At 58.3% G+C, this 20,507-nt stretch carries 24 protein-coding genes and 1 tRNA gene; 15 read left to right on the forward strand and 10 right to left on the reverse strand.

What is annotated here, in order from left to right; translation table 11 throughout:
- The first annotated feature begins 41 nt into the window (after nucleotides 1-41).
- From CVE41_RS05245 to CVE41_RS05270, 5 genes are all read left to right on the forward strand, one after another.
- Nucleotides 42-1,223 (forward strand): tyrosine-type recombinase/integrase, encoded by a 1,182-nt coding sequence (locus CVE41_RS05245; RefSeq protein WP_100259706.1) that lies wholly within the window; start codon nucleotides 42-44, stop codon nucleotides 1,221-1,223.
- Nucleotides 1,224-1,443: 220 nt separating this feature from the next.
- Nucleotides 1,444-1,689, forward strand: coding sequence for a helix-turn-helix domain-containing protein (locus CVE41_RS05250; protein ID WP_100259707.1), 246 nt, complete (start codon nucleotides 1,444-1,446; stop codon nucleotides 1,687-1,689).
- Nucleotides 1,686-3,971, forward strand: coding sequence for a DUF5906 domain-containing protein (locus CVE41_RS05255; RefSeq protein ID WP_100259708.1), 2,286 nt, complete (start codon nucleotides 1,686-1,688; stop codon nucleotides 3,969-3,971). The genes CVE41_RS05250 and CVE41_RS05255 overlap by 4 nt, the downstream gene beginning before the upstream one ends.
- A gap of 574 nt (nucleotides 3,972-4,545) precedes the next feature.
- Complete coding sequence (locus tag CVE41_RS05265; protein WP_100259710.1) at nucleotides 4,546-4,992, forward strand: hypothetical protein; 447 nt, start codon at nucleotides 4,546-4,548, stop codon at nucleotides 4,990-4,992.
- A 3-nt stretch (nucleotides 4,993-4,995) separates the two neighbouring features.
- On the forward strand, nucleotides 4,996-6,348 hold the full coding sequence (locus CVE41_RS05270; RefSeq protein WP_100259711.1) for a phage terminase large subunit: 1,353 nt from the start codon (nucleotides 4,996-4,998) through the stop codon (nucleotides 6,346-6,348).
- Here the strand turns inward: CVE41_RS05270 and CVE41_RS05275 are convergent.
- Nucleotides 6,345-6,758 (reverse strand): hypothetical protein, encoded by a 414-nt coding sequence (locus CVE41_RS05275; protein WP_100259712.1) that lies wholly within the window; start codon nucleotides 6,756-6,758, stop codon nucleotides 6,345-6,347. The two genes, CVE41_RS05270 and CVE41_RS05275, sit on opposite strands and share 4 nt — an antisense overlap.
- Before the next feature lie 119 nt (nucleotides 6,759-6,877).
- On the opposite strand from CVE41_RS05275, the gene CVE41_RS05280 reads away from it, so the two are divergent.
- The 4 genes from CVE41_RS05280 (at nucleotide 6,878) to CVE41_RS05295 (ending at nucleotide 8,880) form a co-directional block, all read left to right on the forward strand.
- Nucleotides 6,878-7,336, forward strand: a complete 459-nt coding sequence (locus tag CVE41_RS05280; protein ID WP_100259713.1) for a hypothetical protein — start codon at nucleotides 6,878-6,880, stop codon at nucleotides 7,334-7,336.
- Nucleotides 7,337-7,515: 179 nt separating this feature from the next.
- Nucleotides 7,516-8,316 (forward strand): hypothetical protein, encoded by an 801-nt coding sequence (locus CVE41_RS05285; protein ID WP_100259714.1) that lies wholly within the window; start codon nucleotides 7,516-7,518, stop codon nucleotides 8,314-8,316.
- Nucleotides 8,313-8,591 carry a hypothetical protein gene (locus CVE41_RS05290; protein WP_100259715.1) on the forward strand — a complete coding sequence of 93 codons (279 nt, stop codon included), beginning with the start codon at nucleotides 8,313-8,315 and terminating at the stop codon, nucleotides 8,589-8,591. Before CVE41_RS05285 ends, CVE41_RS05290 begins: the two co-directional genes overlap by 4 nt.
- Nucleotides 8,581-8,880: a hypothetical protein gene (locus CVE41_RS05295; RefSeq protein WP_100259716.1), complete on the forward strand. Its 300-nt coding sequence runs from the start codon at nucleotides 8,581-8,583 to the stop codon at nucleotides 8,878-8,880. Before CVE41_RS05290 ends, CVE41_RS05295 begins: the two co-directional genes overlap by 11 nt.
- 59 nt (nucleotides 8,881-8,939) lie before the next feature.
- Here the strand turns inward: CVE41_RS05295 and CVE41_RS05300 are convergent, their stop codons facing one another.
- The gene (locus CVE41_RS05300; protein ID WP_100259717.1) at nucleotides 8,940-9,329 is read right to left on the reverse strand and encodes a hypothetical protein; all 390 of its coding nucleotides are present in this window, start codon (nucleotides 9,327-9,329) and stop codon (nucleotides 8,940-8,942) included.
- A gap of 133 nt (nucleotides 9,330-9,462) precedes the next feature.
- On the opposite strand from CVE41_RS05300, the gene CVE41_RS05305 reads away from it, so the two are divergent.
- Nucleotides 9,463-10,230, forward strand: coding sequence for a hypothetical protein (locus CVE41_RS05305; protein ID WP_100259718.1), 768 nt, complete (start codon nucleotides 9,463-9,465; stop codon nucleotides 10,228-10,230).
- Here CVE41_RS05305 and CVE41_RS05310 read toward each other — a convergent pair.
- Nucleotides 10,227-11,339 (reverse strand): DNA cytosine methyltransferase, encoded by a 1,113-nt coding sequence (locus CVE41_RS05310; protein WP_198507728.1) that lies wholly within the window; start codon nucleotides 11,337-11,339, stop codon nucleotides 10,227-10,229. The genes CVE41_RS05305 and CVE41_RS05310 overlap by 4 nt on opposite strands.
- Nucleotides 11,340-11,486: 147 nt before the next feature.
- On the opposite strand from CVE41_RS05310, the gene CVE41_RS05315 reads away from it, so the two are divergent.
- A complete protein-coding gene (locus CVE41_RS05315) occupies nucleotides 11,487-12,077 on the forward strand; it encodes a hypothetical protein (RefSeq protein WP_100259720.1) in 591 nt (196 codons plus the stop codon).
- Nucleotides 12,074-13,210 carry a DUF262 domain-containing protein gene (locus CVE41_RS05320; protein ID WP_100259721.1) on the forward strand — a complete coding sequence of 379 codons (1,137 nt, stop codon included), beginning with the start codon at nucleotides 12,074-12,076 and terminating at the stop codon, nucleotides 13,208-13,210. The genes CVE41_RS05315 and CVE41_RS05320 overlap by 4 nt, the downstream gene beginning before the upstream one ends.
- 91 nt (nucleotides 13,211-13,301) lie before the next feature.
- Here the strand turns inward: CVE41_RS05320 and CVE41_RS05325 are convergent.
- Nucleotides 13,302-13,377: transfer RNA gene (locus tag CVE41_RS05325), tRNA-Lys, on the reverse strand.
- Between the two features lie 114 nt (nucleotides 13,378-13,491).
- On the opposite strand from CVE41_RS05325, the gene CVE41_RS05330 reads away from it, so the two are divergent.
- Nucleotides 13,492-14,073, forward strand: a complete 582-nt coding sequence (locus CVE41_RS05330) for an LbetaH domain-containing protein (RefSeq protein WP_100259722.1) — start codon at nucleotides 13,492-13,494, stop codon at nucleotides 14,071-14,073.
- Here CVE41_RS05330 and folK read toward each other — a convergent pair.
- Genes folK through CVE41_RS05350 form a run of 4 tightly spaced genes read right to left on the reverse strand, consistent with a single transcriptional unit; the run spans nucleotide 14,030 to nucleotide 16,740 of the window.
- A complete protein-coding gene (folK, locus tag CVE41_RS05335) occupies nucleotides 14,030-14,539 on the reverse strand; it encodes a 2-amino-4-hydroxy-6-hydroxymethyldihydropteridine diphosphokinase (RefSeq protein ID WP_100259723.1) in 510 nt (169 codons plus the stop codon). The genes CVE41_RS05330 and folK overlap by 44 nt on opposite strands.
- A complete protein-coding gene (locus tag CVE41_RS05340) occupies nucleotides 14,526-14,948 on the reverse strand; it encodes a hypothetical protein (protein WP_100259724.1) in 423 nt (140 codons plus the stop codon). Before CVE41_RS05340 ends, folK begins: the two co-directional genes overlap by 14 nt.
- A gap of 2 nt (nucleotides 14,949-14,950) precedes the next feature.
- Nucleotides 14,951-15,826 (reverse strand): N-carbamoylputrescine amidase, encoded by an 876-nt coding sequence (gene aguB, locus CVE41_RS05345; protein ID WP_100259725.1) that lies wholly within the window; start codon nucleotides 15,824-15,826, stop codon nucleotides 14,951-14,953.
- An 8-nt stretch (nucleotides 15,827-15,834) separates the two neighbouring features.
- Nucleotides 15,835-16,740, reverse strand: coding sequence for a class I SAM-dependent methyltransferase (locus CVE41_RS05350; protein WP_232725799.1), 906 nt, complete (start codon nucleotides 16,738-16,740; stop codon nucleotides 15,835-15,837).
- Nucleotides 16,741-16,841: 101 nt separating this feature from the next.
- On the opposite strand from CVE41_RS05350, the gene msrA reads away from it, so the two are divergent.
- A complete protein-coding gene (msrA, locus tag CVE41_RS05355; protein WP_100259727.1) occupies nucleotides 16,842-17,381 on the forward strand; it encodes a peptide-methionine (S)-S-oxide reductase MsrA in 540 nt (179 codons plus the stop codon).
- 271 nt (nucleotides 17,382-17,652) lie between these two features.
- Here the strand turns inward: msrA and CVE41_RS05360 are convergent, their stop codons facing one another.
- Nucleotides 17,653-18,408 carry a hypothetical protein gene (locus CVE41_RS05360; protein WP_100259728.1) on the reverse strand — a complete coding sequence of 252 codons (756 nt, stop codon included), beginning with the start codon at nucleotides 18,406-18,408 and terminating at the stop codon, nucleotides 17,653-17,655.
- Nucleotides 18,409-18,652: 244 nt separating this feature from the next.
- On the opposite strand from CVE41_RS05360, the gene CVE41_RS05365 reads away from it, so the two are divergent.
- The gene (locus CVE41_RS05365) at nucleotides 18,653-19,174 is read left to right on the forward strand and encodes a hypothetical protein (protein ID WP_157799416.1); all 522 of its coding nucleotides are present in this window, start codon (nucleotides 18,653-18,655) and stop codon (nucleotides 19,172-19,174) included.
- Between the two features lie 71 nt (nucleotides 19,175-19,245).
- Here CVE41_RS05365 and CVE41_RS05370 read toward each other — a convergent pair whose 3' ends face one another.
- A complete protein-coding gene (locus CVE41_RS05370) occupies nucleotides 19,246-20,493 on the reverse strand; it encodes an RsmB/NOP family class I SAM-dependent RNA methyltransferase (protein ID WP_100259730.1) in 1,248 nt (415 codons plus the stop codon).
- Nucleotides 20,494-20,507: the final 14 nt, after the last annotated feature.

Genomic DNA, 20,507 nt, shown 5'->3' on the forward strand with positions numbered 1-20,507 from the left:
ACCGTTGGGTGCTCGGCGCGGTGTTTTTAGGAGAATGTCGAATGGCCGTTACCAACCTCACAGAAGCCCGCATCAGGGACCTCCCGCTAGGCTCTGGCATCCATAGGGATGCACAAGTGAAAGGGCTGATGGTGCTATGTCACAAGACGACCAAATCGTATGCGGTCCAGGGTGATGTGCGCAAGAATGGGCGACATGTCCGCACTGTGCGAATGAAGATCGATCGGTGCGACCGGATCGGACTGCGTGAGGCCCGCAATAAGGCCCGCGCACTGATGAGCCAGATACAGTCGGGTATCGACCCGAGCGCAGGACCGGATGAAACCGGCATCACTCTGGCTAAGGCGCTGGAAGCCCACCTCGAAGAGAAGGAGCATAGCCCGCGCACAGTCGAGGGATATCGCTACCATGTGGATCACTATCTGACCCGCTTCAAAAACCGAGCCGTGGCAGATATTTCGCGCCAGGAAGTCCGTGAGCTTTTCGGCAAGCTGAAGAAGAAGCATGGCGAGACGACAGGCGCGAGTGTGATGAGAACGCTCCGTGCTGTCATCAACACAGCCATGCGCATCGACGAGACGATTGAAGCCAACCCGGTGGCTGCGTTGCGCGTGCCTGCAACGAAGAGGAGGAAGGTGGACGCGCTTGATATCACCGAATGGTGGGAGCTCGTTCAGAAGCTCAAGCCTGCTCGCAGGGACCTTCACATCGCGATGTTGCTGACGGGCGCTCGCCGGTCGTCAATCTTGCAGGTAAAGCGCAAGGACGTGGATTTGGAGAACCGAATTCTGACTTTCCGCCACATGAAGACGGGCGGCCAGTTGCTCTTCCCTATGGGCGAAGGTCTGACCGACCTGTTGGCAAACCGGATGGCAGATGATGAGCCGATTGGGAGCGAGTGGCTTTGGCCTGCTCCGCTAAGCCGCAGCGGGCATATCATGGAACCGAGAGAGGATGGCCTGCCTAGCCCACACGAGTATCGGCATCACGCTCGAACGCTCTTCATTCAGGCCGGTGCACCGTATGCAGAGAGCGCCCTTCTGCTTGGCCAGAAGCTGCCTGGTGCATCCGGTGGCTATGTCCACGCCGAACACCTCGTCGAGCATCTGCGCGTCCACGCACAGGCCTTGGAGAAGCATGTCTATGAGAAGTTTCCGATGGACCTCCATGGAGCGATGCTCGGCATGGAGATTATCAGGCCTAGGGAAGTCGAAAAATCCTAAGTCACTGAAAACACGGCGGGAGAAACGTTGGTCGATTTATTCGTTGACGCAGGCTAATCCGAGTCGCGTGAATGCGAGGGCGGTCTGATCCACAATGGGATCGGCCTTCACCAGCGGACTGAGATAGCTCCCTCAAACTGACCCTCGGGTCGGCACAGTCATCACAGACAGAAACCCAACCACCGGGCGGCCTAGCTGCCCGGCAAGAAGGAGTAGTGTCATGATGATAGACGCTATCGAAAAGAAGATTGAGGGAGCCGTCGAGCGAGCTTTCTCGAAGTTTGCAAAGCCCACACCTTGGTTCGATCCCGAGCAGGCAGCAGCCTATCTCGGTTGCACAGCAGGCACACTGAAAACGTGGCGGTGCCGGGGTCAGGGACCCAACTACAACCTCATTCAGGACCGGCTAGTCCGGTATCACGTGGACGACCTCGACGCCTTTGTGCGCGGGGAGGTAGCGCGATGAGAACGGACAAAGAAAAAGGTGGCCGCGTTGACCAAAACGCGACCACCCACAACATCGGATTGGAAGGGACCGATGCAGAGATTAATGTCTCCGCCTCCACTCCCAGACAACCAGCAGTCGATCAGCTTCAGGCGTATGAGGCTTCTAATGCGGAGCTTATTCCCTTGCATGGCCCCGATGAGGTCAATCGCAAGGGTCAGAAGTTGGGTAAAGCGCCGATCGGCCAGTGGCGTAAAGAACCCGCAATGAGCTTAACCGAAGCGATAGACCATCGCACTATCGGTAAGAACATCGGCGTGAGACTTCGTCCGACAGACTTGGTCATTGACGTTGATCCGCGCAATTTCGGTGAAGGTGTGAACCCGCTAGCCGACCTGTTTGAAATGATCGGTGAGGAGTTCGAGGACTATCCGACCGTGATGACCGGCTCTGGCGGACTGCACATCTATATGACGCTGCCTCAGCCGATTCAGGTTCTCAACGAGTTGCCCGATTTCAAGGGCGTCGAGTTCAAAGCGCATGGTCGTCAAGTAGTCGCAGCCGGTTCGATCCACCCCGATACAGGGAAGCCGTATCTGTGGGACGTCTTAGCAATTCCGCTAGACAACGGCGCACCAGAGGCACCGCGCGCATTGATCGAATTGATCCGCAAGCCGGTCAGCGAGCAGTCGCAGGCAGAAGCTGGTGACGTTGAGCCCGAGCGGCTTGCCGAGATGCTCGGCGCGTTGACGGTGGAGGATTACCGCGATCAGAACGAGTGGCTAAACCTGATGATGGCCTGCCACCACGCTACGGGCGGCGATGGCCTGCTAGAATTTATCGAATGGTCTACGTCCGATCCAGACTACGCTGAGCATAGCGAAGTCATCCGAAACCGGTGGAACAGCTTGAGCTGTGACGGGCCGGGCGGGAAGGTAACGCAAGGCTTTCTGTTCAAGCGCATCAATGAGGCAGGACGTGGGGACTTGGTCCCCCGCCCGAGCGCCAAAGAGGACTTTGCCGACATCGATTGCGATGATGATGCAGGTCGCTTCGAGAAGCCGGTCGAAGGCTCCAAAGCCTGGTGGGACGAATGGGTCTGGATTTCAGACATCGTTCGCTTCGTGCGCCGCTCGGACTTGAAGAAGCACGACGAGAAGCAGTTCAAGTCGATGTATCAGCATCGGTGGCCGGACGGAGACATTTGCAATGCAGTGTGGAAGCAGAAGCTGCCGATGCGCCGGTTCGAGTCACTCGCTTACGTTCCCAGTCAGCGGGAAATCATCACCGAAGGTGAATGGAAAGGACGCTATAACCTGTGGCGTCCCGGCGGCGTGGAACCCGAGGCTGGCGACGTTTCGGTGTTCCTCGAACATATGGCCTACCTGTTTCCCGACGAGCAGGAGCGGGAGCACGTGCTGGACTACCTCTCGTTCTTGGTCGCACCCGAATTCGTGAAGGTGCACTTTGCCTTGTTGATCCAGGGCAAGCCGGGCACCGGCAAGAGCTTCCTCTCGAAACTCATGCGGGCGATGATCGGTGAGAACAATGTTTCCACGCCGCTCAGCAGCGAGGTGACGGAGAAATACACCGGGTGGCAGGAAGGCGTTCAGCTCGCGATCCTCGAAGAACTGATGGCGCTTGGTCGGAAGGAAGTCTCGAACACGCTTAAGCCGGTAATCACGGATGATTATCTGCGCATCCGGCTGATGCACACGAATACCTACAGCCAGCCGAACTTCCTCAATCTGCTCTGCATCTCGAACCACAAGGACGCTTTGCCGATCGAGATCGGGGATCGCCGGTGGTTGGTCGTGTTTTCCGAGAGTGAGCCACAGGATGAGGCTTACTACGATCGGCTCTTCGGTTTGCTCAAGGAGAAGCACGTCGCAGCAATCAAGTATTACCTGCAGAACCGCGAGGTGAAGCTGAACCCGAAGGGCGTAGCGCCGCGCACAAAGGGCAAGGCCGAGATGCAGCACCTCTCGCTCGGTGAGGTCGAGCAGGTGCTTGACGAGATGCTCGAAGACCGGGCTGAGCCGTTCGACTTCGACCTAGTGCGCGTGGCCGATGTGATCGAGGCCCTGCCCTATGGTTTGCGAAGCCACAAAGGCTTGAGGAACCGAGTGCCTAGCTGGCTGCGTGACGTGGCCGGGGCAAAAGAACAGAAGCGCTATAAGAAGCAGGACGGATCGGGTCGCAAGTCCTGGCAGCTCTGGTCCATCGATAACCACGCCGAATGGGAAGCCAAAGGCGCGGCTGGTTGCATCGATGCTTTTATGGAAAAGCGAGGGGAGACATAAACCGCTCGGTAGACAAGCACATTCTGTCTACGGGCTTGGGACAGCGGCAATCGTGGCCTGAAAGGTAGACAGGCAGGCTACGGGTAGACAAGCGGTAGACAGGCACTTTCGAAAGTGCCTGTCTACCCTTCTAAGCCTTGGTTTTCTTGGCTTTTCGGACCTTAGTAGACAGGTAGACAAGCACTTTTCTAGTTCTTGTCAGATTGATGAAAACTGATCCGATATCGCTTGGAAAGGCGATGACGGTGGTCATCGATAGAGATAAGAAGAAAGGTGCCTGTCTACCTGTCTACCTGGATTCAAAGCAGGGGACTGTGGCCTGTCTGATGGAGGGAGCCAAGAGGACCTCCAGCCTGGTCTCTGTAGGAACCGACCAGCCCCATCAGAGCACCCTTATCTGCCTATTGCCCGCGCTTAAAAAAACGCGCGACTAAGCGGGCTGTGGGCATTGCTGGCATTTCTTTCCTTCTCGTTCCGTCATTCGATTGCCTGCCTCTGCCAAGAAACTCGGCCCAACTGATTTGAAATCAGTTGGGCGGTCAGCAGAAAACCCAAGCATTCTAGGAGCCTGTCGATGGCCGACGATAACAAGAACAGTGCCAAGCACCGGAACGCGCCCGACAAGCCCAAGCGCGGCAAGCCTAAATACGTCATCCCCGAGCGCCTCATCCCTCAGGTCCTCGATGCGATCCGCAAGAACAACACTCAGGCTTCGATCGCGAAGGCCTTGGGTATCAGCTTCCACACCTGGCAGCGCGTGCGCGACGAAGACGAGCGGATCACTGCTGCGATCGACGAGACCCTGAACTTCGAGGAGAAGGAACTGGTCGATCTGCTGATGGACAAAGCCCGCAACGGCGAGACCACCGCCATCCTCTTCGCGCTCAAGAGCCGCCACGGTTATCGCGATCACGGTCAGGTGGACACGGGCAAGGAGCAGAAGGTCAACGTTACGATCAACCTGCCTGGCGCACAGGGCACGGTCGATGACTACATCAAGACCATCAAGGGCAAGGCGTGACCGATGGATGAGTTCAGGCCCACCCGATATCAGGAGAAAGTCCTGTCGGTCCCCGAGAACGTCGATCTGTTCCTTGGCGGCGGTCGCGGCGGCGGCAAGTCCTACTGCAAGGCGCTGCTGATACTGCGGCACGTCGAGCAGTATCGCGAGAAGGCGCGCGTCCTCTACATTCGCAAGACCTACAAGGGCCTCTCCGACTTCGAGATTGTGCTGCGTCAGCTCTTCTCGGCGGCATACGGCAAGAAAGTGTCCTACAACGCCACCGAGCACGTGTTTCGGCTGCCGTATGGCTATGTGGAGCTTGCACAGGTCGATGGGCCTAACGCTTACGACAAGGTGCAGGGCCGCAGCTTCACGCTCATCATGGTGGACGAGCTCACGCAGTGGGCCGACCCGTATGTCATCGACATGCTCCGCTCCAATCTGCGCGGTCCCAAGGATATCCCGCTGCGCACGGTCTATGCGGGCAATCCCGGCGGCGTAGGTCACCAGTGGGTGGCCTCGCGCTACGTCCTGCCTGCCGATGCATGGATGCCATTCCCCGGTCACTCTGGCGGCCTGTGCGTCCACGCACCATCCACCTACCTGGACAACCCGCACCTCGATGAAGAGGACTACCGGCGCCAGTTGCAGGCTGCCTGTGCGGGTGACGATGACCTGTTCCGCGCATGGACTGAAGGCGACTGGTCAGTTGCCCGCGGTGCCTTCTTTGCAGGGTGCTTGTCGCCTGACCGCTGCGCCCTCGATCCGTGGCAGGAGATACCGAAGGGCTGGAAGGCGTGGATCGCCCACGACTTCGGCACAGCTTCGCCTTCAGCGACCTACGTCATGGCCCGCTCGCCCGGTGCCACAGGACCGGATGGTCACTACTATCCGCGTGGCTCCATAGTGGTCCTCGACGAGCTTGCCACCAGCCGACCCAACCGCCCTAGCGAGGGATTGGGCTGGACCGTGCCGAGGCTATCGGACGCGATCAAAGAGATGTGCGCCAAGTGGGGCATCCAGCCTGACGGCGCAGCCGACGATGCGATCTTTGCCCGAGCACGTGGCTTCGATGCTGCGACGATTGCCGACGAGTTCAGTCAGCAAGGCGTTCGGTTCTATCCGGCTGGCAAGGGTAGCCGAAAAGCGGGCTGGGAGCGAATGCGCACACTGCTTTCGCAAGCCGGACAGCCCGACCTGCCTGGCCTCTATATCTCCCGCCTGTGCACCTACGCCTGGGAAACCTTGCCAGTCATTCCGCGCGACCCGCGAGACCCTGAAGATCTGGACAGTGACGCGCCCGACCACGCTGCCGATGCGATCCGATACGGTTGCATCTACGAGCCGGTGAGGGCGTCGCAGCGAGACTTCTAGGTTTCACTCCACTCGGCCCATTTGGGGTCGGTGGAATCGATCCGGTTCTTCACCGTCTGCGGTGCGATGCCTAGCGCTCGCGCAGCTTCTCGTTTGGTCGCGAACACCTCCTTGCCGATGCGAACCTGATGCCCGTTCGTGAAACGGTCCATGCGCCCGTTCTTGAAGAAGCGACGGAGCGCGAAGGATATACGGTCCGCGTTGAGGCTGTAATCTCTGTCCAGCCATTCAAGCAGTGAGCGAACCTTATCGAGTGTCGGACGCTCGCCCTTGTCGATCAGGTGCTCTGCATAGGCTCGGATAATCCTGCCATGGCTGAGAAACCTTGTGCCCGGCGGAAGGGGTTGGCGGTAGCGCAGCCCCCTCTGCTTACGGAGCACTTCTGGGAGAGTTTCGGGGTCGATTGACATTGGACACTTTTGACCATGACAAGGTTCGAAAGTCAAAGTGTTGATGGTGCTCTGGGTTGTCATGTTTATTGGAGTTGGTCGCCCACTTTGGGGCAAGCATCGCAACATAGGAGCGACTAATGACAATAAGCAAAGAAATCGAAATTTTTCCCGCCTCGCAGTCGGCGACTGAAGCACTGACGCAGGGATTTGCGGAGTTCCACCTCCGCGTCCCGGTCGAGTGTTTTGAGGAGTCCGACAAATTTCTGTGGGAGTGGCTGACAGGCTCACCCGAATACGGAATTTGGTGCGATAATCAGCGAGACTTAGGGGATGAACCGCCTGAGCTGGAGTTGAAAAGCGAACTGGCTATCTTCTGGGCGCTGTTTAAGCAGCTACCGATGGGCCTTTTCGAGCACTTTAGGTGGATGGCCGAATATGGCGAAAGCCAAGGCAACTCCCAGATCGATTGGCATATTGAAGACTTCGCGATTGAAAGATTGCTTACGAAGAAACTCTGCCGACGGGGGTCCCATCATGAACTTGCCCGTCTCCGCGAAAAACTCGACGCCAGGTTGGAAGAACAGGCAGCAGCGTAAGCCGAGCCTTATCGGTCGCACTGCTGGTCCGACTTTCTGTCTCTTCGACATACTGACCTGTTTGTGCGGCCGATAATTGCTTCGGCCCTCCGCGATGGCGGGAACCTGAAAGCGGCTGATGCCGCACCATAAGGACCTCTCGGCAGCGCGTGATGCAACACCGATGAAGGAAGAACCTTATGGCAAAGACCAAGCCCTCACTGGCGAGCCGGTGGGCGTCCGAGACGGACGTTCAGAGCCGACTTGCGAAGGCCAAGACTAATAGGGCCGAGCAAAAGAAACTGCTCGGCTCTCTTTCCAGCAAAATCGAAAAGAAGCGCGGCGAAGTCGAGCGTTCGCTTGCAGACCTGTCGCAGGTGCAGCGCACCCAGGTCGTCGGGCAAGCGACAAGCGGTTTTCGCGGCGAGGTGCTCCGCTCCAGCCGCGACGTGCGGACGGCCTTCGTTAAGCAGGCTGGCGAGAATACGGACTGGAAGAAGTCCGTAGAAACCCACTACCGAAGTCCGATGCAGATGCTGACCCGCGATACGATCGGGTCGGAACGCCGTTCGCTTATTCTCGAACAGCTCAAATATGCGGGTCCTGCCGAGCTCCAGTCGTTTGCTGAGCTCGCGGCAGCCAAGATGGACCTCGAGATGGGCGCAGCAGTCTGCTCGAAGCTCGCTGAGCTTCCCGCCCGCGACCGGCCGGTATCAGGCAACGAGATTGCCGAAGCCTTGGTCGGCAAGAAGTTCCTCACAATCGCGAACGCCCTCAAGGAAATCGAGCAACTGAGCGACGAGGTTCTTCTCGAAGAGCGCGAGTTCGAGAGCGGCCGTGCCGATGGCCGCGGTCGCATCAGCCTTGGTCTCAAGAAGCGCGCGGACGCCCGCGTCGATGACGACCAGGACGACGACACCGATGACAGCCAGCCAGAAGATCGGATAGCCAAGGGCCTGAAGGCTCGTCGTGCGTCCGAAGCCCAAGGAGATGATGCATGAAGACCTTCGTATTTTTCGCAGACACACCGAACAAGCGCCGCAGCGACACGATGAACACCGTGGTCGCGACCGGCGCTGATGAAGCCGCAGCACGCGAAGAGGCTGCGCAACTTATCGGAGCGGGTGTGGCCTCATTCAAGGCTGTCGAGCTTACCGACGACACCCCGGCCTTCACGGTCGAGGGCGGCTGGCCGGTCAGCTTCTGGGGCCAAAGCATTTTCCCGCAGCACACCCGCGGCGGCAACAAGATGCGAGCACGCCCCAATGTCGGGTGAGCTCACGTCACAGGATGCTTGGGCTGAGGCGTGCAGGCGGCTTACCGGCTATCAGGTCATCGCCTTCCACAAGGCATTTGAGCTTCTCGAAGGCAGGCATGACACAGACATGGCCAACCCCGATGGATGGGAGGGCCTCCTGATGGTGTTGAAGGCTTTCGGCTACCGTCACGTCTGGATGGAGAACCTCAAGACAGAGCGCTCCTATCAGCTCTTTGTTCGCGACCCTTGGCCTGGTGACCTGGAGGCTTGGGCCGAGCATGGAATGGCCGCCTTCAGACGGCTTTAACTGCCTGTGAGTTGAACGGGGGATTGGCGGGACGCAGCGATGCGTTCCGCCAATTTCATTCAGGCTGCAATCAATGCGTTCACATCGCCTTGCAGGCTATCCACCGAACGGCCCATCTGGTCGGAGCGCGGAAACGTCAGTTCGTTCAACAGGCGATGGGCCACGCGTTCGTCGAGCACATCAACTAGCTCGTCTTTCACCTTTCGCTGTCCGATATACATCAAACGGCGGATCGACACGTTGCCGGTCAGACGTCGTTCTTGTTGCGGCCCGTCGAGCGCGTAGGTCAGCGCGGCAATCCTCGCACGGTCCAAACCGAAGAACTCTTCGACCTCGGTGCCGGCCACACCGATCTGTGTGCCCTTCTGGTGCTCTCGGTGGACTTCATAGCGCGTTCGGCAGTCCGGCGCGCCGCGAAGGTCTGACGGGGCTGAAACGGGTAGGGTCATTGGCTTCACCTTAATTGCTGATCGGTCAGCAACGAAAGCCACGCCGCGGCGCAAAACTGAACCGGCAAACCCCTAACTTGACCCACCGGCGCGGTTCATCAATACCCCCCAAACTCAGTAAGTTGGGGGTCTTATGCCTAGCGAATTCGATAAGCGGGAAGATATTGAGCAAACCGTAGCAGCCTTACGATCACTCTCCCCAATCCAGGTCGAGGTCCTCGCAGGTATCATCGAGAAGTTCGCTGAGGAGCAGACCGGAGAACATCTCAGAGATGACTTCCTGGATGCGGACGCGTTTGAGTATTTTTCAACTCGCTTGGCTGCTCATCACGCTTCGAGTGGGATTGCTCTCAAGAAGGAGAATTTTGAGCATATTCTCGAACAGTCATTCCAGCGAGCCGGTCGAGAGGCGAAGCGCACGGAAAGCATGGTTCATCGTGGTGCTGACCTTGAGGTAGATGGAAATTTCTACTCGCTGAAAACTGAAGCAGCGAAGGGCTTAAATCCTCGATCGATCACTATTTCTAAGTTGATGGAAGCCCGCTGGATTAGGGATTTGTCTGGCCCTGCTGACGCCCCCGAGCAGGTGAGGCAACGGATCTTGTCTCACTTGGACGAGTACGAGCGGATTTTCATGCTGAGGAGTTATGGCGATGATAAGACTGTCAGATACGATTTGCGGGAAATCCCGAAGGACGTCTTGGCCGCTGTAGCAAACCTGGGAGCAGAAGATTTCGGTCCCATCACGAAAGCTGGGGGGACAAGCGCAAATGTACTTGTAGGTAATCGAAAGGCTTTTCGACTGGTCTTGGACGGCAGTGTCGAGAAGATCACGATCTCAAGCCTCAGCGTCGACTTCTGCCCGCTTCATGCATGGTGGGAACTGGGGCGACCAGGCTAGACAGAAAGCGCCAGCTGCTTTTCGGTTGCCGGTGCTGGGGTGACTTCTCCTGCAGCGTCAGCGAGAATTGCACGTGCGATTTGTTCTGCAACCATAGGCGGAACGGCGTCACCAATTTGACGATATTTGAAGGAAAGGCTCCCACGGAACTGGTAGTCCTTCGGAAAACCTTGGAGCAATGCCATTTCACGCACGGTGAGCAGCCTATCCTGATCCGGATGGGAGTAGCGGCCATTACCCGGATGACTGCATTCGCGGGTCACTGTCGGAGCGGGACGATCCCACGCCAATCGGCCATAGATGTCAGGGAAGGAACCGGGCTTTTTGACATTCATACTCGGTATACGAAGATGACCAAGATCTTCAGGAATGTCAGTCCAGCTTCCACCATCCTTAGGGATTGCCTGCATTCGCTCCATCGAGCGTTCGGTCATCCGCGGTGCTACATGCATCGCATCATCAGGGTGCTGCTCACCGGCCTCGACGGCTGGCAAATGACCAATTGCATCGCGAACCGTCTTGAAGGTTTCGCGCTCTGGAACATGCCAATTAAAGGGCCCGCCAAGTTTGGCAACAATGAGCGACCGGATGCGGCTCTGAGGAAGGCCAAGATGCTTCAAGTCGTGCACCTCTGCGAAAACCTCATAGCCCAGCTTGGTTAGGCGGCGATGCAGACCTTCGAAATGGTGCTTATGCTTCCCTCGAAGAAGCTCTTTTACGTTCTCGATGACGACGTACTTAGGTTGCCATGCCTCAGCGAAATCGGCCGCGCGTTCTACGAGCTTATTTCGGGCATCGTCCTTAATATGATTGCGCGACTGCTTTTGGCTAAATCCAGTGCATGGAGCGCAGGAGATAAGAACGTCGACGTCCTCTGCGGAAAAACCAAAATGAGTAGAGACTTCATCAGGAGTCGTGACCGCCAAATCGGCTGACAGCGGACGCAATCCAAGATTGGCTTCGTAGGTATCGTTGCAAGCTGTAGCTCCGACAGGATGACTAGGCTTTGCGACCTCAAGATCGACGGCGCCGATAGAGTGAAATTTTCCTGTTCCAGCAAAGCCGGTCGACATTCCGCCACCACACGAAAACAAATCAACGAAATTCAATTGGGAGCTCCGATTGTCTGCTAGGCCAGTCTCATATCACGCTGTGAACAACTCGGGAACATCCCCTGCAGAAATGTCCCCAATGGCTTGAATTCGGCGTCGGACTTCCTGATAGATACCGAATGAAGTTAGAAACTTACCGCTCCTGTGGCGCTTGACCAACTAGGCGAGTTCAAGGCTGCACTAGCAGACCTCGACAACCAGGTAATCCTGGATAGGTTCTATTATTCGCGTCAAGCGCTCATGCTTGATGGCGATGCGGAGGCCCAATTACGCAGGTCAGTTGCTAAGAACTTCGGTGTGGCCATGCGCGATGTCATTGTTACCGGCTCTGCCAAGCTTGGCTTTACAATCGTGGCTAAGGAGAAGCGGCCGATATTTTCCCCCTTCGCCGATGAGTCGGACATCGACATCGCGATCATTTCGGCCGACCTATTCACGAGTTTATGGAAGGATGCCGCGGCTTTCGTGGTTGAGCACGGGCAAGGCAGTTGGCCTGACGCAAATTCATTCCGCAAATACCTACTGCGAGGCTGGCTCCGCCCTGACCGATTACCGAAGACTGCCGAGTTTCCCCGCTCCAAGGCTTGGTTTGACTTTTTTCGGCTACTGACCGCGTCGGGAGAGTATGGCCCGTACAAGATCACCGGGGGCGTGTACTATGATGAACAGTTCTGGGAAACCTACGCCGCCTCATCATTCGATTCCTGCAGACTGGCAATTGAGACACCCATATGAAAGCTTCCGCTGAGAGCCGTCGCATCGGCAATATCATTAAGGCGATCCGCGAAGGTGCGCTGATACCCCGTCCCGATTTTCAACGCCGAGCAGTCTGGACCAACCCAGACAAAGTCGCGTTCATCGACACAATTCTGTCGGGCTACCCATTCCCAGAAATATATATCGCGACACAAAGCGTCGATGTTGATGCTGGCGATGTGGTAGAAATGCTCGTCGATGGGCAGCAGAGAATGCGTACCGTTTTTGACTACTTCACGGGGGTGTCCCCGTTCAAAAACTCCCGCTCCATCACTGCGTTCAAGGACCTGACAAAGGAACAAAAGGAAGCTTTTCTCGCCTACGAGGTTGCGGTTAGAAATCTCGGCATCAATGACGATGAGACTATTCGCGGCATTTTTCGGCGGATGAACCGCACCTCATACAGTCTGAACGATATGGAGCGCTATAACGCAGCTTATCTTGGCCAGTTCAAGAAGTTCTCCGAAGCCCTTGCGGAAGATGACTTCATTAAGGACCACAAGATTTTCAGCTCTACCGACGTAAGGAGAATGCGGGACGTATCGTACATCGCTTCACTGACTGCGACGATGATGTCTAATTATTTTAATCGGGACTCTGAGGTTGAAGAGTTTCTTGAGAACTACAACGAGGAGTTCTCGCAAGCGCAAGAAGTCTATAGCCGGTATCAGGCGGTCTTCGACTTCCTAACGGAGCTTGATTTATCAAGTAAATCGCGAGCCTGGAGGAAGGTGGATTTCTACAACTTGGCGACAGAACTAGATCGCCTTTTGTTTAAGGAAAAGAAACGCCCTGTCCCTGAGGCCGCAAAGGAAGCTCTGGCAAATCTCTACGCAGCAGTAGATGAAGCTCGTGAGAATGCTCCCACCGACCCACTCGTTGAAAAGTATTTCAGCGCTACGTTGCAGAATACCAACGACCGAGCTCAGAGAATCATGCGGGGTGAAGTTCTGAAGGAGATACTTGGCCGTCTTGAGGCTGACGAGTTTGAGGTAGCCATCACCGAATTGCCATTCGACATTGAAGGTCGAGAATCCGACGGAGAGGTCGGCGACGCGTTGGCCAAGGACGATCAAGGCGCAACAGAATCTATACAAGCTGGCCTCATCTAGCCACTCGGTGCTTATTCGGTGTTCAGTGGCAGGCCGAGCACCAGAGCCTTGCCAAGGGACCACCCAAGTCGCTGTTATCTAAGGGAAAAGGTGGTGAGCCGTGCTGGGTTCGAACCAGCGACCTACTGATTAAAAGTCAGTTGCTCTACCGACTGAGCTAACGGCCCGACCACGAGGGCCACCTAGGCATGCTATCGCGGGTGGTCAAGCATGGTTTCACCTGTCATCAACCCAAGCACGAAATAAGCCGGAAGCCGGCGAGCAATTGGAGCGAATGAAGCTTGGAACCCCTCGACGCGCGATCTGCCCGGAGCCGTGACGGAGGACCCTCGTTCTCTCTCGGCTCGCGCGTGCTGCGCGCGTTCTGGTCGGCAAGCTGGCTGCTGCTTGCGCGTTGGACTCCGCCGCCCTTCCATGGCTGGCGGGTATTGGTGCTGAAGTGTTTCGGTGCAAAGCTGGGGCCGAACTGCCGTGTTCATGCCAGCGCCAATATCTGGTGGCCCGGAAACCTCAGTTGCGGTTCAGGGGTCCTGATCGGCCCTGGGGCGATAATCTACAATCAGGGGCAAGTAACGATTGGCGATAGGGCGGTAATCTCGCAGCGGGCGCATCTTTGTGCGAGCACGCATGATATTGAAGACCCGCATTTCCAGCTGGTCCTGGCTCCTATCGACATCGGGCCTTCTTGCTGGGTCGCCGCCGAAGCGTTCGTTGGCCCCAAGGTCTCCATGGCTGCGGGATCCGTGCTCGCAGCCAGGGGCGCTTTGTTTGCCGACACCGAGGAATGGACCGTCTATTCGGGCAATCCGGCTGCTGCGTTCAAGGCGCGCGCGCGGCAAGCTGGCGCAGGGTCAGACCGGTAACCGGGTCGCGCCAGCCGGGCGCAATCGCCGCGCAAGGCTGCAGGACGAAGTCGCGCTCGCGAAACAGCGCATGGGGAATGGTGAGATCGGGCGAGGACCATGTACCGCCGCTCCACAGAACGATGTCGAGGTCCAGTTGCCTGCGACGCCAAGGGGCACCGGTGCGTCGGCGACCGAAATCCGCTTCTATTTCCTGGAGCAGGAGGAGCATCTGCCGCGGTGCTGCCTGCGCAAGGATGATGGCTGCGGCATTTGCATATTCGCGCTCGGAGGGGCCTATGGGCCGGCTGCGCATGATCGGCGATAAGCTTTCGACACCAAGGCCGCGTGCTTCGAAAACGGACCGAACCTGCGTCAGAACAGCCCGCGGTCCTCCGATACCGGGCACACGCATGTTGGAACCAAGCGCGATAAGGTAGCGGTGTTCGGCCCCATCGCTCGCATCTTTGGGTTCAGAAAATTGCATTGGCCGCTTCGCTGGCAGAGAAATCTCCGAGCGTTACCCGGCGCCGGCGTTTTATCAGGCCTTCGATCCCGATTTTGAATGGGACCTCGATATTCTGGCTGTAATTCGACGCGCGCATCTGCACGCAGAAGGTCTTTTCGTCGGGGCGGTGGGTGATGATGGCGGCCGCGTGAATTTTCCCGCTTTCGGCCCGGGGACGAAGGAGCGTGGCAAGGCGATCCTGCACCTCCTCTTTCCCATTGATGGGGGCCAGATCCAGCACGGCGAGATTGTGGATGACGCCGCTGGCCCTCAATTCGAAGATCAGCGGGAAGAAATGGCCATCCTTCTCGATCCGGGCCACCGCCGCTTCGAGCGCGGAGGTGAACAGGCGGTCCAGCTGTCCTTGGTCGATGTCCCCTTCGGACAAGGTCAGATGTCCTCGCAAATCCGGGAATAGAGTTGCGGCCTGCGATCCCGGAAGAAGCCCATTCCGGCGCGGTGCGTTGCCGCCTGATCGAGATCGAGCGTCGCGACCAGTACCCCGTCCTCGTCGCGGCCGTACTGCTCGAGGAGGTCGCCCCACTCGTCGCTGATGAAGCTGTGGCCGTAGAAGCTTTGCCGGCGATTGTCGGGCCCTTCGTGGCCGATCCGATTGGCTGCCGCGACCGGCATGCAATTCGAGACCGCATGACCGATCATCGCCCGCCGCCACATCCGGCTGGTGTCGAGATCGGCATCGTATGGCTCGGACCCGATTGCCGTGGGATAGAGCAGGACTTCGGCCCCCTTCAGCGCCATGACGCGGGCGCATTCCGGGTACCATTGGTCCCAGCAAATGCCGACGCCGATCCGGGCAGTGCCGCCAGTGCAAGGCACGTCCCAGACCTTGAACCCGTCGTTCCCGGGCCGGAAATAGTACTTTTCCTCATAGCCCGGGCCATCGGGGATATGGCTCTTGCGATAGGTCCCCATGATACCGCCATCGGGCCCGATCATCGCCAGCGTGTTGTAGTAGTGATGCCCGTCACGCTCGAAATAGCTGGTCGGGATCGCCACCTTCAGCTTCGCCGCCAGCTCCTGCATAGCAAGGACGGAGGCATGCTCCGCCGTCGGGCGCGCGCGGGCGAACAGCGCTTCGTCCTCTTCACGGCAGAAGTACTCGCCGGCAAACAGCTCGGGCGGCAGGATCACCTGCGCGCCCTTGCTTGCCGCCTCCTCCACGAGCGCGGCCACGGCGGCCACGTTCTCCCTCTCGGCCTTGCGGGCGAGGGCAAGCTGGATGACGGCGACGGTCAGCTGTCGCATGGCGGGCCTCAGGGACGCTTCTTGAACAGGAGCGTCATGCGATCGCTCTCGCCCTTGTCGGCGAGATCGGCGCGCTTGGTGCTCTGGACCGGGGGCATTTCCCACACGCCGCCATCATGGTCGGCGGTATCGTTGGGGTTGGCGTTGATTTCGCTCGAAGCCACGAGATCGAAGCCGTTGAGGCGCATGAAATCGACGACGTCCTGCTGGCGGAGGTACCCCTTGGTGCCATTGGCATAGGACCACGGCGCATCGGCTTTCGCGCGGTGCTGGACCACGCCGAGATAGCCGTCGTCCTTGAGCAGTTCGCGCATGGCGCGGATCTCGGTATCGGCAATGCCGGCGCGGGTGATGCCGTGCAGGCTGCGAATGACGAGAATACGGTCGAAAGTTCCCTTCTGATCATCAGGGATAGTTTCCAGCGTCATACCCGAGAAGTTGTCTGCGGCGAGCCCGGTATAGCCCGCCACTTCCTCGCCGAAGCCGGCAGCTGCCGCACGGATGCGGTCCTGCCGCTCCGCGTCGCTGGTGGCGTTGAGCGGGTTGGCATAGAGGCCGACCAGTTCGCCCTCGCCGCCGAGATAGTGGCCGAGCAGGCGCGAATACCAGCCGCCGCCGGGGGCGTATTCGCCCACCTTCATATGCGGACCGACGTGGAAGAAGGCGAGCGTTTCGGCCGGGTGGCGGAATACGTCGCGCTGGCTGTCCTCGGCGCGGGTGGGGTGCTGGATGGCACCCGACAATGCCTCTCCATGATGCTTCATGAAGGTCGCGGTGTCCTTCACATGCTCGGCCATGTCGTGCTGGCCGTGATGGCCTTCGTGCCCTGCCTTGCCGTGGTTATGGGCAATGGCGGGCGCTGCGATCGCCAGAGTGGTCGCGGCGGCAGCGGCGGCAAGCAGTATACGCATCATGTCTCTCCTTGAACTTGTTCCGCGCGTCCTGCCTGCACACGCACTGGATGACAAGCGGGGAGAGGCTTCCTATCTCCCAGTCCAACAAGGAGAATGGCTACATGGCGCAGCAACAGGCGATTGTCGCAGGCGGATGCTTCTGGTGCACCGAAGCGGTGATGAAGGACGTGATCGGCGTAAGCGACGTCGAGAGCGGATATATCGGCGGCGACAAGCCGAACCCTACCTACAAGGAGGTCTGCACCGGCACGACCGGCCATGCCGAAGGCGTGCGCGTCACCTTTGACGATGAACAGCTTGCGCTGGGCGATCTCTACGACGTCTTCCTCGGCACGCACGACCCGACCCAGCTCAACCGCCAGGGCGGCGACATCGGCACCCAGTACCGCAGCGCCATCTTCCCCTTGGGCGACGACCAGCGCGCCGAGGCCGAAGCCGCCATCCAGCGCTGGAACAAGGACCACGCCGGACAGAGCGCGGTGACCACGATCGAGACGGGCGATTGGTACCCGGCAGAGGACTACCACCAGGAGTACTGGGACGGCGAAGGCCAGCGCAATCCCTATTGCCTCGCGGTCATCCCGCCCAAGCTGATGAAGCTTAGGAAGAGCTTCCAGAAGTACCTCAAGCCCGAGGCCTGAACACCTCGCACCCCCTGTAGGACGCAGGTAGGACTGCCCCCTGCCTGCCCTACAGAATGGAACGGGTGGAACACGGTCCTGGGGGAGAAATCGTCGGCAGCGCGCAAGCCCGGAGTGCCAATCGAGGCTGCCGCGTTTTCTTGCAGGGGCGCTCGGCTTTTTCACGCCTAGGATGTTGGCACGATCGCTGGAATGTAGGAAATAGACCACTGTCAGCGATCGGGGCCTGATTTGCGGTCTTCTGGTGGCACCCTCGCCACATATATAAGGCCTAATACTTTCTCAGCCAACCGGACTTCTTGATGCGACCGTCTGTCAGCATGTCCAAGACTGCTGCGCGCAGGTCCAAGTTTGTGGTCCAGTCCTCAGGATGAAAATAGGCTATCGTTGAATCAATGATGCGCAGGGGCGTAGAGTGCGCGCCAAGGGATCTCAGACCGTTCTCTTCATACCCTTGGCCTTCCGCTTTCGTCAGCAGCGTTGTCCAGTAGGCGACCACATCCGGGTAATTTGTTCTCAGAAACTCAGAAATTCGCAGCAACTCCTTATCAGTGACGCAACTCGTTGCTTGTGAGCGAGGGTAGGGGGACAGAGTTTTATTGAGATAGGAAAGTCGCGGTTGAGCGTAAAAAGCATCGATCTGTTCACGCGTTAGCAGAGGCAAGCCTAGCCTCTTTCTGACAGCTTGACGCGACATGAGATGGACCAGCTTCTCGGGCACCTCATAAGTAAAATGACGGTCGCTAAAGTCATCGAACAGCGCCTTGTACCCCTCTACCAGCGGTATGAGCCCAAGCTGCTCAGAGGATTCCAATGCCCAAAGAGGATACGCAAAATCCGCTGCCAAAAGCATCGAATTCAGGTCGTTGCGCTCAATGAACTCAAGCTCTGCGTCAAGGTTAAACCAATTCAAATGACCAAGCCACGAAGGCTCGCGATTCTCAGCTAGGAAATGCTCGATGTTTTCAGCAGTGCAAATCTCTATAAAGCCCTTCCAACGGCCTTCGAAAACGTCACTGATCGTCATGAAAGGGGCTCACTCTAACTACAGTCACATCGACCATTTGAAGGCTTATCATCTTCAAAGCGTTAAAGTACGTTACCCGCCCGTCTGCATCCATTATTTTACGCTTTTTCCAACCCACCCATCAGCGCGCAATGAAGAAGTCGTCAAGATCACCTTTGCTGGCAGGCAGTGAGAGATTTCTTCGCAATCTGAAGTTCTAGAAATCTTAAGCTTTTGAAGCGAAGCGCAGTATATGTGGCATTTATTGGCAAAACTCAGTGCCGGGGTGTTCGGGGTCTGTGTGTTTCTGGGGGTCGGATTCGCGTCCTTCCATAGCCGTGCGCCGAACTGGAAATTTATAGTCATAATATCCACGATTGTTACAGGCGTCTTCGCCGTTCGAGCCTATTTCCTCCTTCGCAGCGAGGAAGCACGGGTAAGCAAAGAATTGACGCCAGAGATAAGGGCTCTGCAGAAATTAGTGGATTCCATGGCTCTTCTGTCTTTAGCTGACCTTTCGGTTTTTATTACCGCACAACAGCAATTGACTCATGACGAGGATGAATTTGTGTTCGTCACATCACTCGGCAGCCCTGTACATAAAGTCGGCATACATATGAAGCGCTTAGGGCTCGCAGCCCATTTGCCGTATACGCAGATGAGCGAAGCGGAATTGGATCTTACAAAATTTAGCCTGACTCCCGAGGGGAAGGATTACCTTGGTACTCTACTCGATGGTGTCGCTAAGCGCAGACGTTTCTTGGCCCGCCAAGCAACCGCAGGATGATGCCTCGCATCGACAATCGGACCTGATTTCGCAGCCTCCGGACCAACCGTCTCGAAGACCAGCAATCACAGCTACTCCGCCTGCCAACGCGCGACGAAAAAGCCGTCGAGGCCGCCATGGTCGGGCAGCATTCCGGGATCGGTACGCAGCCAGCCTTCGGAAGTGGGTGACAGGCCCTCGGGCAGTTCGTCCTGCGTTATCGGGTGCGGCTGCAGCCTCACGCGTTCGGCCTGCGCTTCGCCCTCCTCACCCTCCAGCGAGCAGACGGCGTAGATCAGCGTGCCGCCGGGCTTCAGCCAGCCTTGGGCGCGCTCCAATAGTGCGGACTGGAGCTCGGCCATCTCCGCGATCTGGCGTTGGCCGATGCGGTGGAGCACGTCGGGGTGGCGGCGGCAGGTGCCGGTCGCCGTGCAGGGCGCGTCGAGCAGGATCGCATCGAACTGGTGCTTCGGCTCCCACGCCAGCGCGTCGGCGCGCACGGTTCCGGCCTTCAATTCGGTGCGCTTCAGGTTCTGTTTCAAGAGGTCGAGGCGGCGCTTGGAGATATCGAGCGCGGTGACCTTCCACCCTTGCGCGGCAAGTTGCAGGGTCTTGCCGCCGGGCGCAGCGCACAAATCGAGGACGTGGCGGCCCTCGCCCTCACCCAGCAGGCGCGCAGGCAAGGAGGCGGCAAGGTCCTGCACCCACCATGCGCCGCCGCCGTCTTTCGTGCCGAAGCCCGCCAGCTTTTCGACATTCTCGCCGCGCGGCAGGCGCAAATGGCCCGGCATCAGGCTGTCGGCGGCAAGCTTCGCCTTGAACACCTCGGTCTCGCCTGCATCCTTCAGCGCCAGGTCGAGCGGCGGGGGATTGGCCAGACCGCTGGCGATCGAGCCTGCCCTCTCCCCCCAACGCTCCGCCACATCGGCAGGCAGCGTCGGCGCTTCGGGCAGTGCGAGTTCCTGTTTGCTCAGCGTCGAGAATACACCGTGAGCAAGCCGGCGCGGACCGCCTGCGAGCAGCGGCAGTCCCGTCGCCAGAACTGCATGCGGCGGCGTGTCCAGTCGCAGCCACTGGGCCAGCATCATGCGCAGCACCATGCGTGCCTTTGCATCGTTCGGCAGATTGGTCTTGGTCGCGCTGTCGATCGCGGCGTCGAGATCGACCATCCAGCGCAGCACCTCGCTGGCGATGGCGCGGGCAAGCGCCTTGTCCTCGAACTTGCGCACCTCCTTGGTGGCCGCGCCGAAGGCGGTGTCGAGCGTCTCGCCGCGGCGCATGATTGCATCGAGCAGGCGAAGCGCGGCCTTGCGCGCATGAATTCCGGGGGGCTGTGCCATTGGCGATGCGCCTA

This window comes from Qipengyuania seohaensis (assembly GCF_002795865.1).
Classification (GTDB): domain Bacteria; phylum Pseudomonadota; class Alphaproteobacteria; order Sphingomonadales; family Sphingomonadaceae; genus Qipengyuania; species Qipengyuania seohaensis.

Coding starts and splice junctions, on each gene's coding strand:
- CVE41_RS05245 (WP_100259706.1), top strand. CDS start 42: ATGGCCGTTACCAACCTCACAGAAGCCCGCATCAGGGACCTCCCGCTA.
- CVE41_RS05250 (WP_100259707.1), top strand. CDS start 1,444: ATGATGATAGACGCTATCGAAAAGAAGATTGAGGGAGCCGTCGAGCGA.
- CVE41_RS05255 (WP_100259708.1), top strand. CDS start 1,686: ATGAGAACGGACAAAGAAAAAGGTGGCCGCGTTGACCAAAACGCGACC.
- CVE41_RS05265 (WP_100259710.1), top strand. CDS start 4,546: ATGGCCGACGATAACAAGAACAGTGCCAAGCACCGGAACGCGCCCGAC.
- CVE41_RS05270 (WP_100259711.1), top strand. CDS start 4,996: ATGGATGAGTTCAGGCCCACCCGATATCAGGAGAAAGTCCTGTCGGTC.
- CVE41_RS05275 (WP_100259712.1), bottom strand. CDS start 6,758: ATGTCAATCGACCCCGAAACTCTCCCAGAAGTGCTCCGTAAGCAGAGG.
- CVE41_RS05280 (WP_100259713.1), top strand. CDS start 6,878: ATGACAATAAGCAAAGAAATCGAAATTTTTCCCGCCTCGCAGTCGGCG.
- CVE41_RS05285 (WP_100259714.1), top strand. CDS start 7,516: ATGGCAAAGACCAAGCCCTCACTGGCGAGCCGGTGGGCGTCCGAGACG.
- CVE41_RS05290 (WP_100259715.1), top strand. CDS start 8,313: ATGAAGACCTTCGTATTTTTCGCAGACACACCGAACAAGCGCCGCAGC.
- CVE41_RS05295 (WP_100259716.1), top strand. CDS start 8,581: ATGTCGGGTGAGCTCACGTCACAGGATGCTTGGGCTGAGGCGTGCAGG.
- CVE41_RS05300 (WP_100259717.1), bottom strand. CDS start 9,329: ATGACCCTACCCGTTTCAGCCCCGTCAGACCTTCGCGGCGCGCCGGAC.
- CVE41_RS05305 (WP_100259718.1), top strand. CDS start 9,463: ATGCCTAGCGAATTCGATAAGCGGGAAGATATTGAGCAAACCGTAGCA.
- CVE41_RS05320 (WP_100259721.1), top strand. CDS start 12,074: ATGAAAGCTTCCGCTGAGAGCCGTCGCATCGGCAATATCATTAAGGCG.
- folK (WP_100259723.1), bottom strand. CDS start 14,539: ATGCAATTTTCTGAACCCAAAGATGCGAGCGATGGGGCCGAACACCGC.
- aguB (WP_100259725.1), bottom strand. CDS start 15,826: ATGCGACAGCTGACCGTCGCCGTCATCCAGCTTGCCCTCGCCCGCAAG.
- CVE41_RS05350 (WP_232725799.1), bottom strand. CDS start 16,740: ATGATGCGTATACTGCTTGCCGCCGCTGCCGCCGCGACCACTCTGGCG.
- msrA (WP_100259727.1), top strand. CDS start 16,842: ATGGCGCAGCAACAGGCGATTGTCGCAGGCGGATGCTTCTGGTGCACC.
- CVE41_RS05360 (WP_100259728.1), bottom strand. CDS start 18,408: ATGACGATCAGTGACGTTTTCGAAGGCCGTTGGAAGGGCTTTATAGAG.
- CVE41_RS05370 (WP_100259730.1), bottom strand. CDS start 20,493: ATGGCACAGCCCCCCGGAATTCATGCGCGCAAGGCCGCGCTTCGCCTG.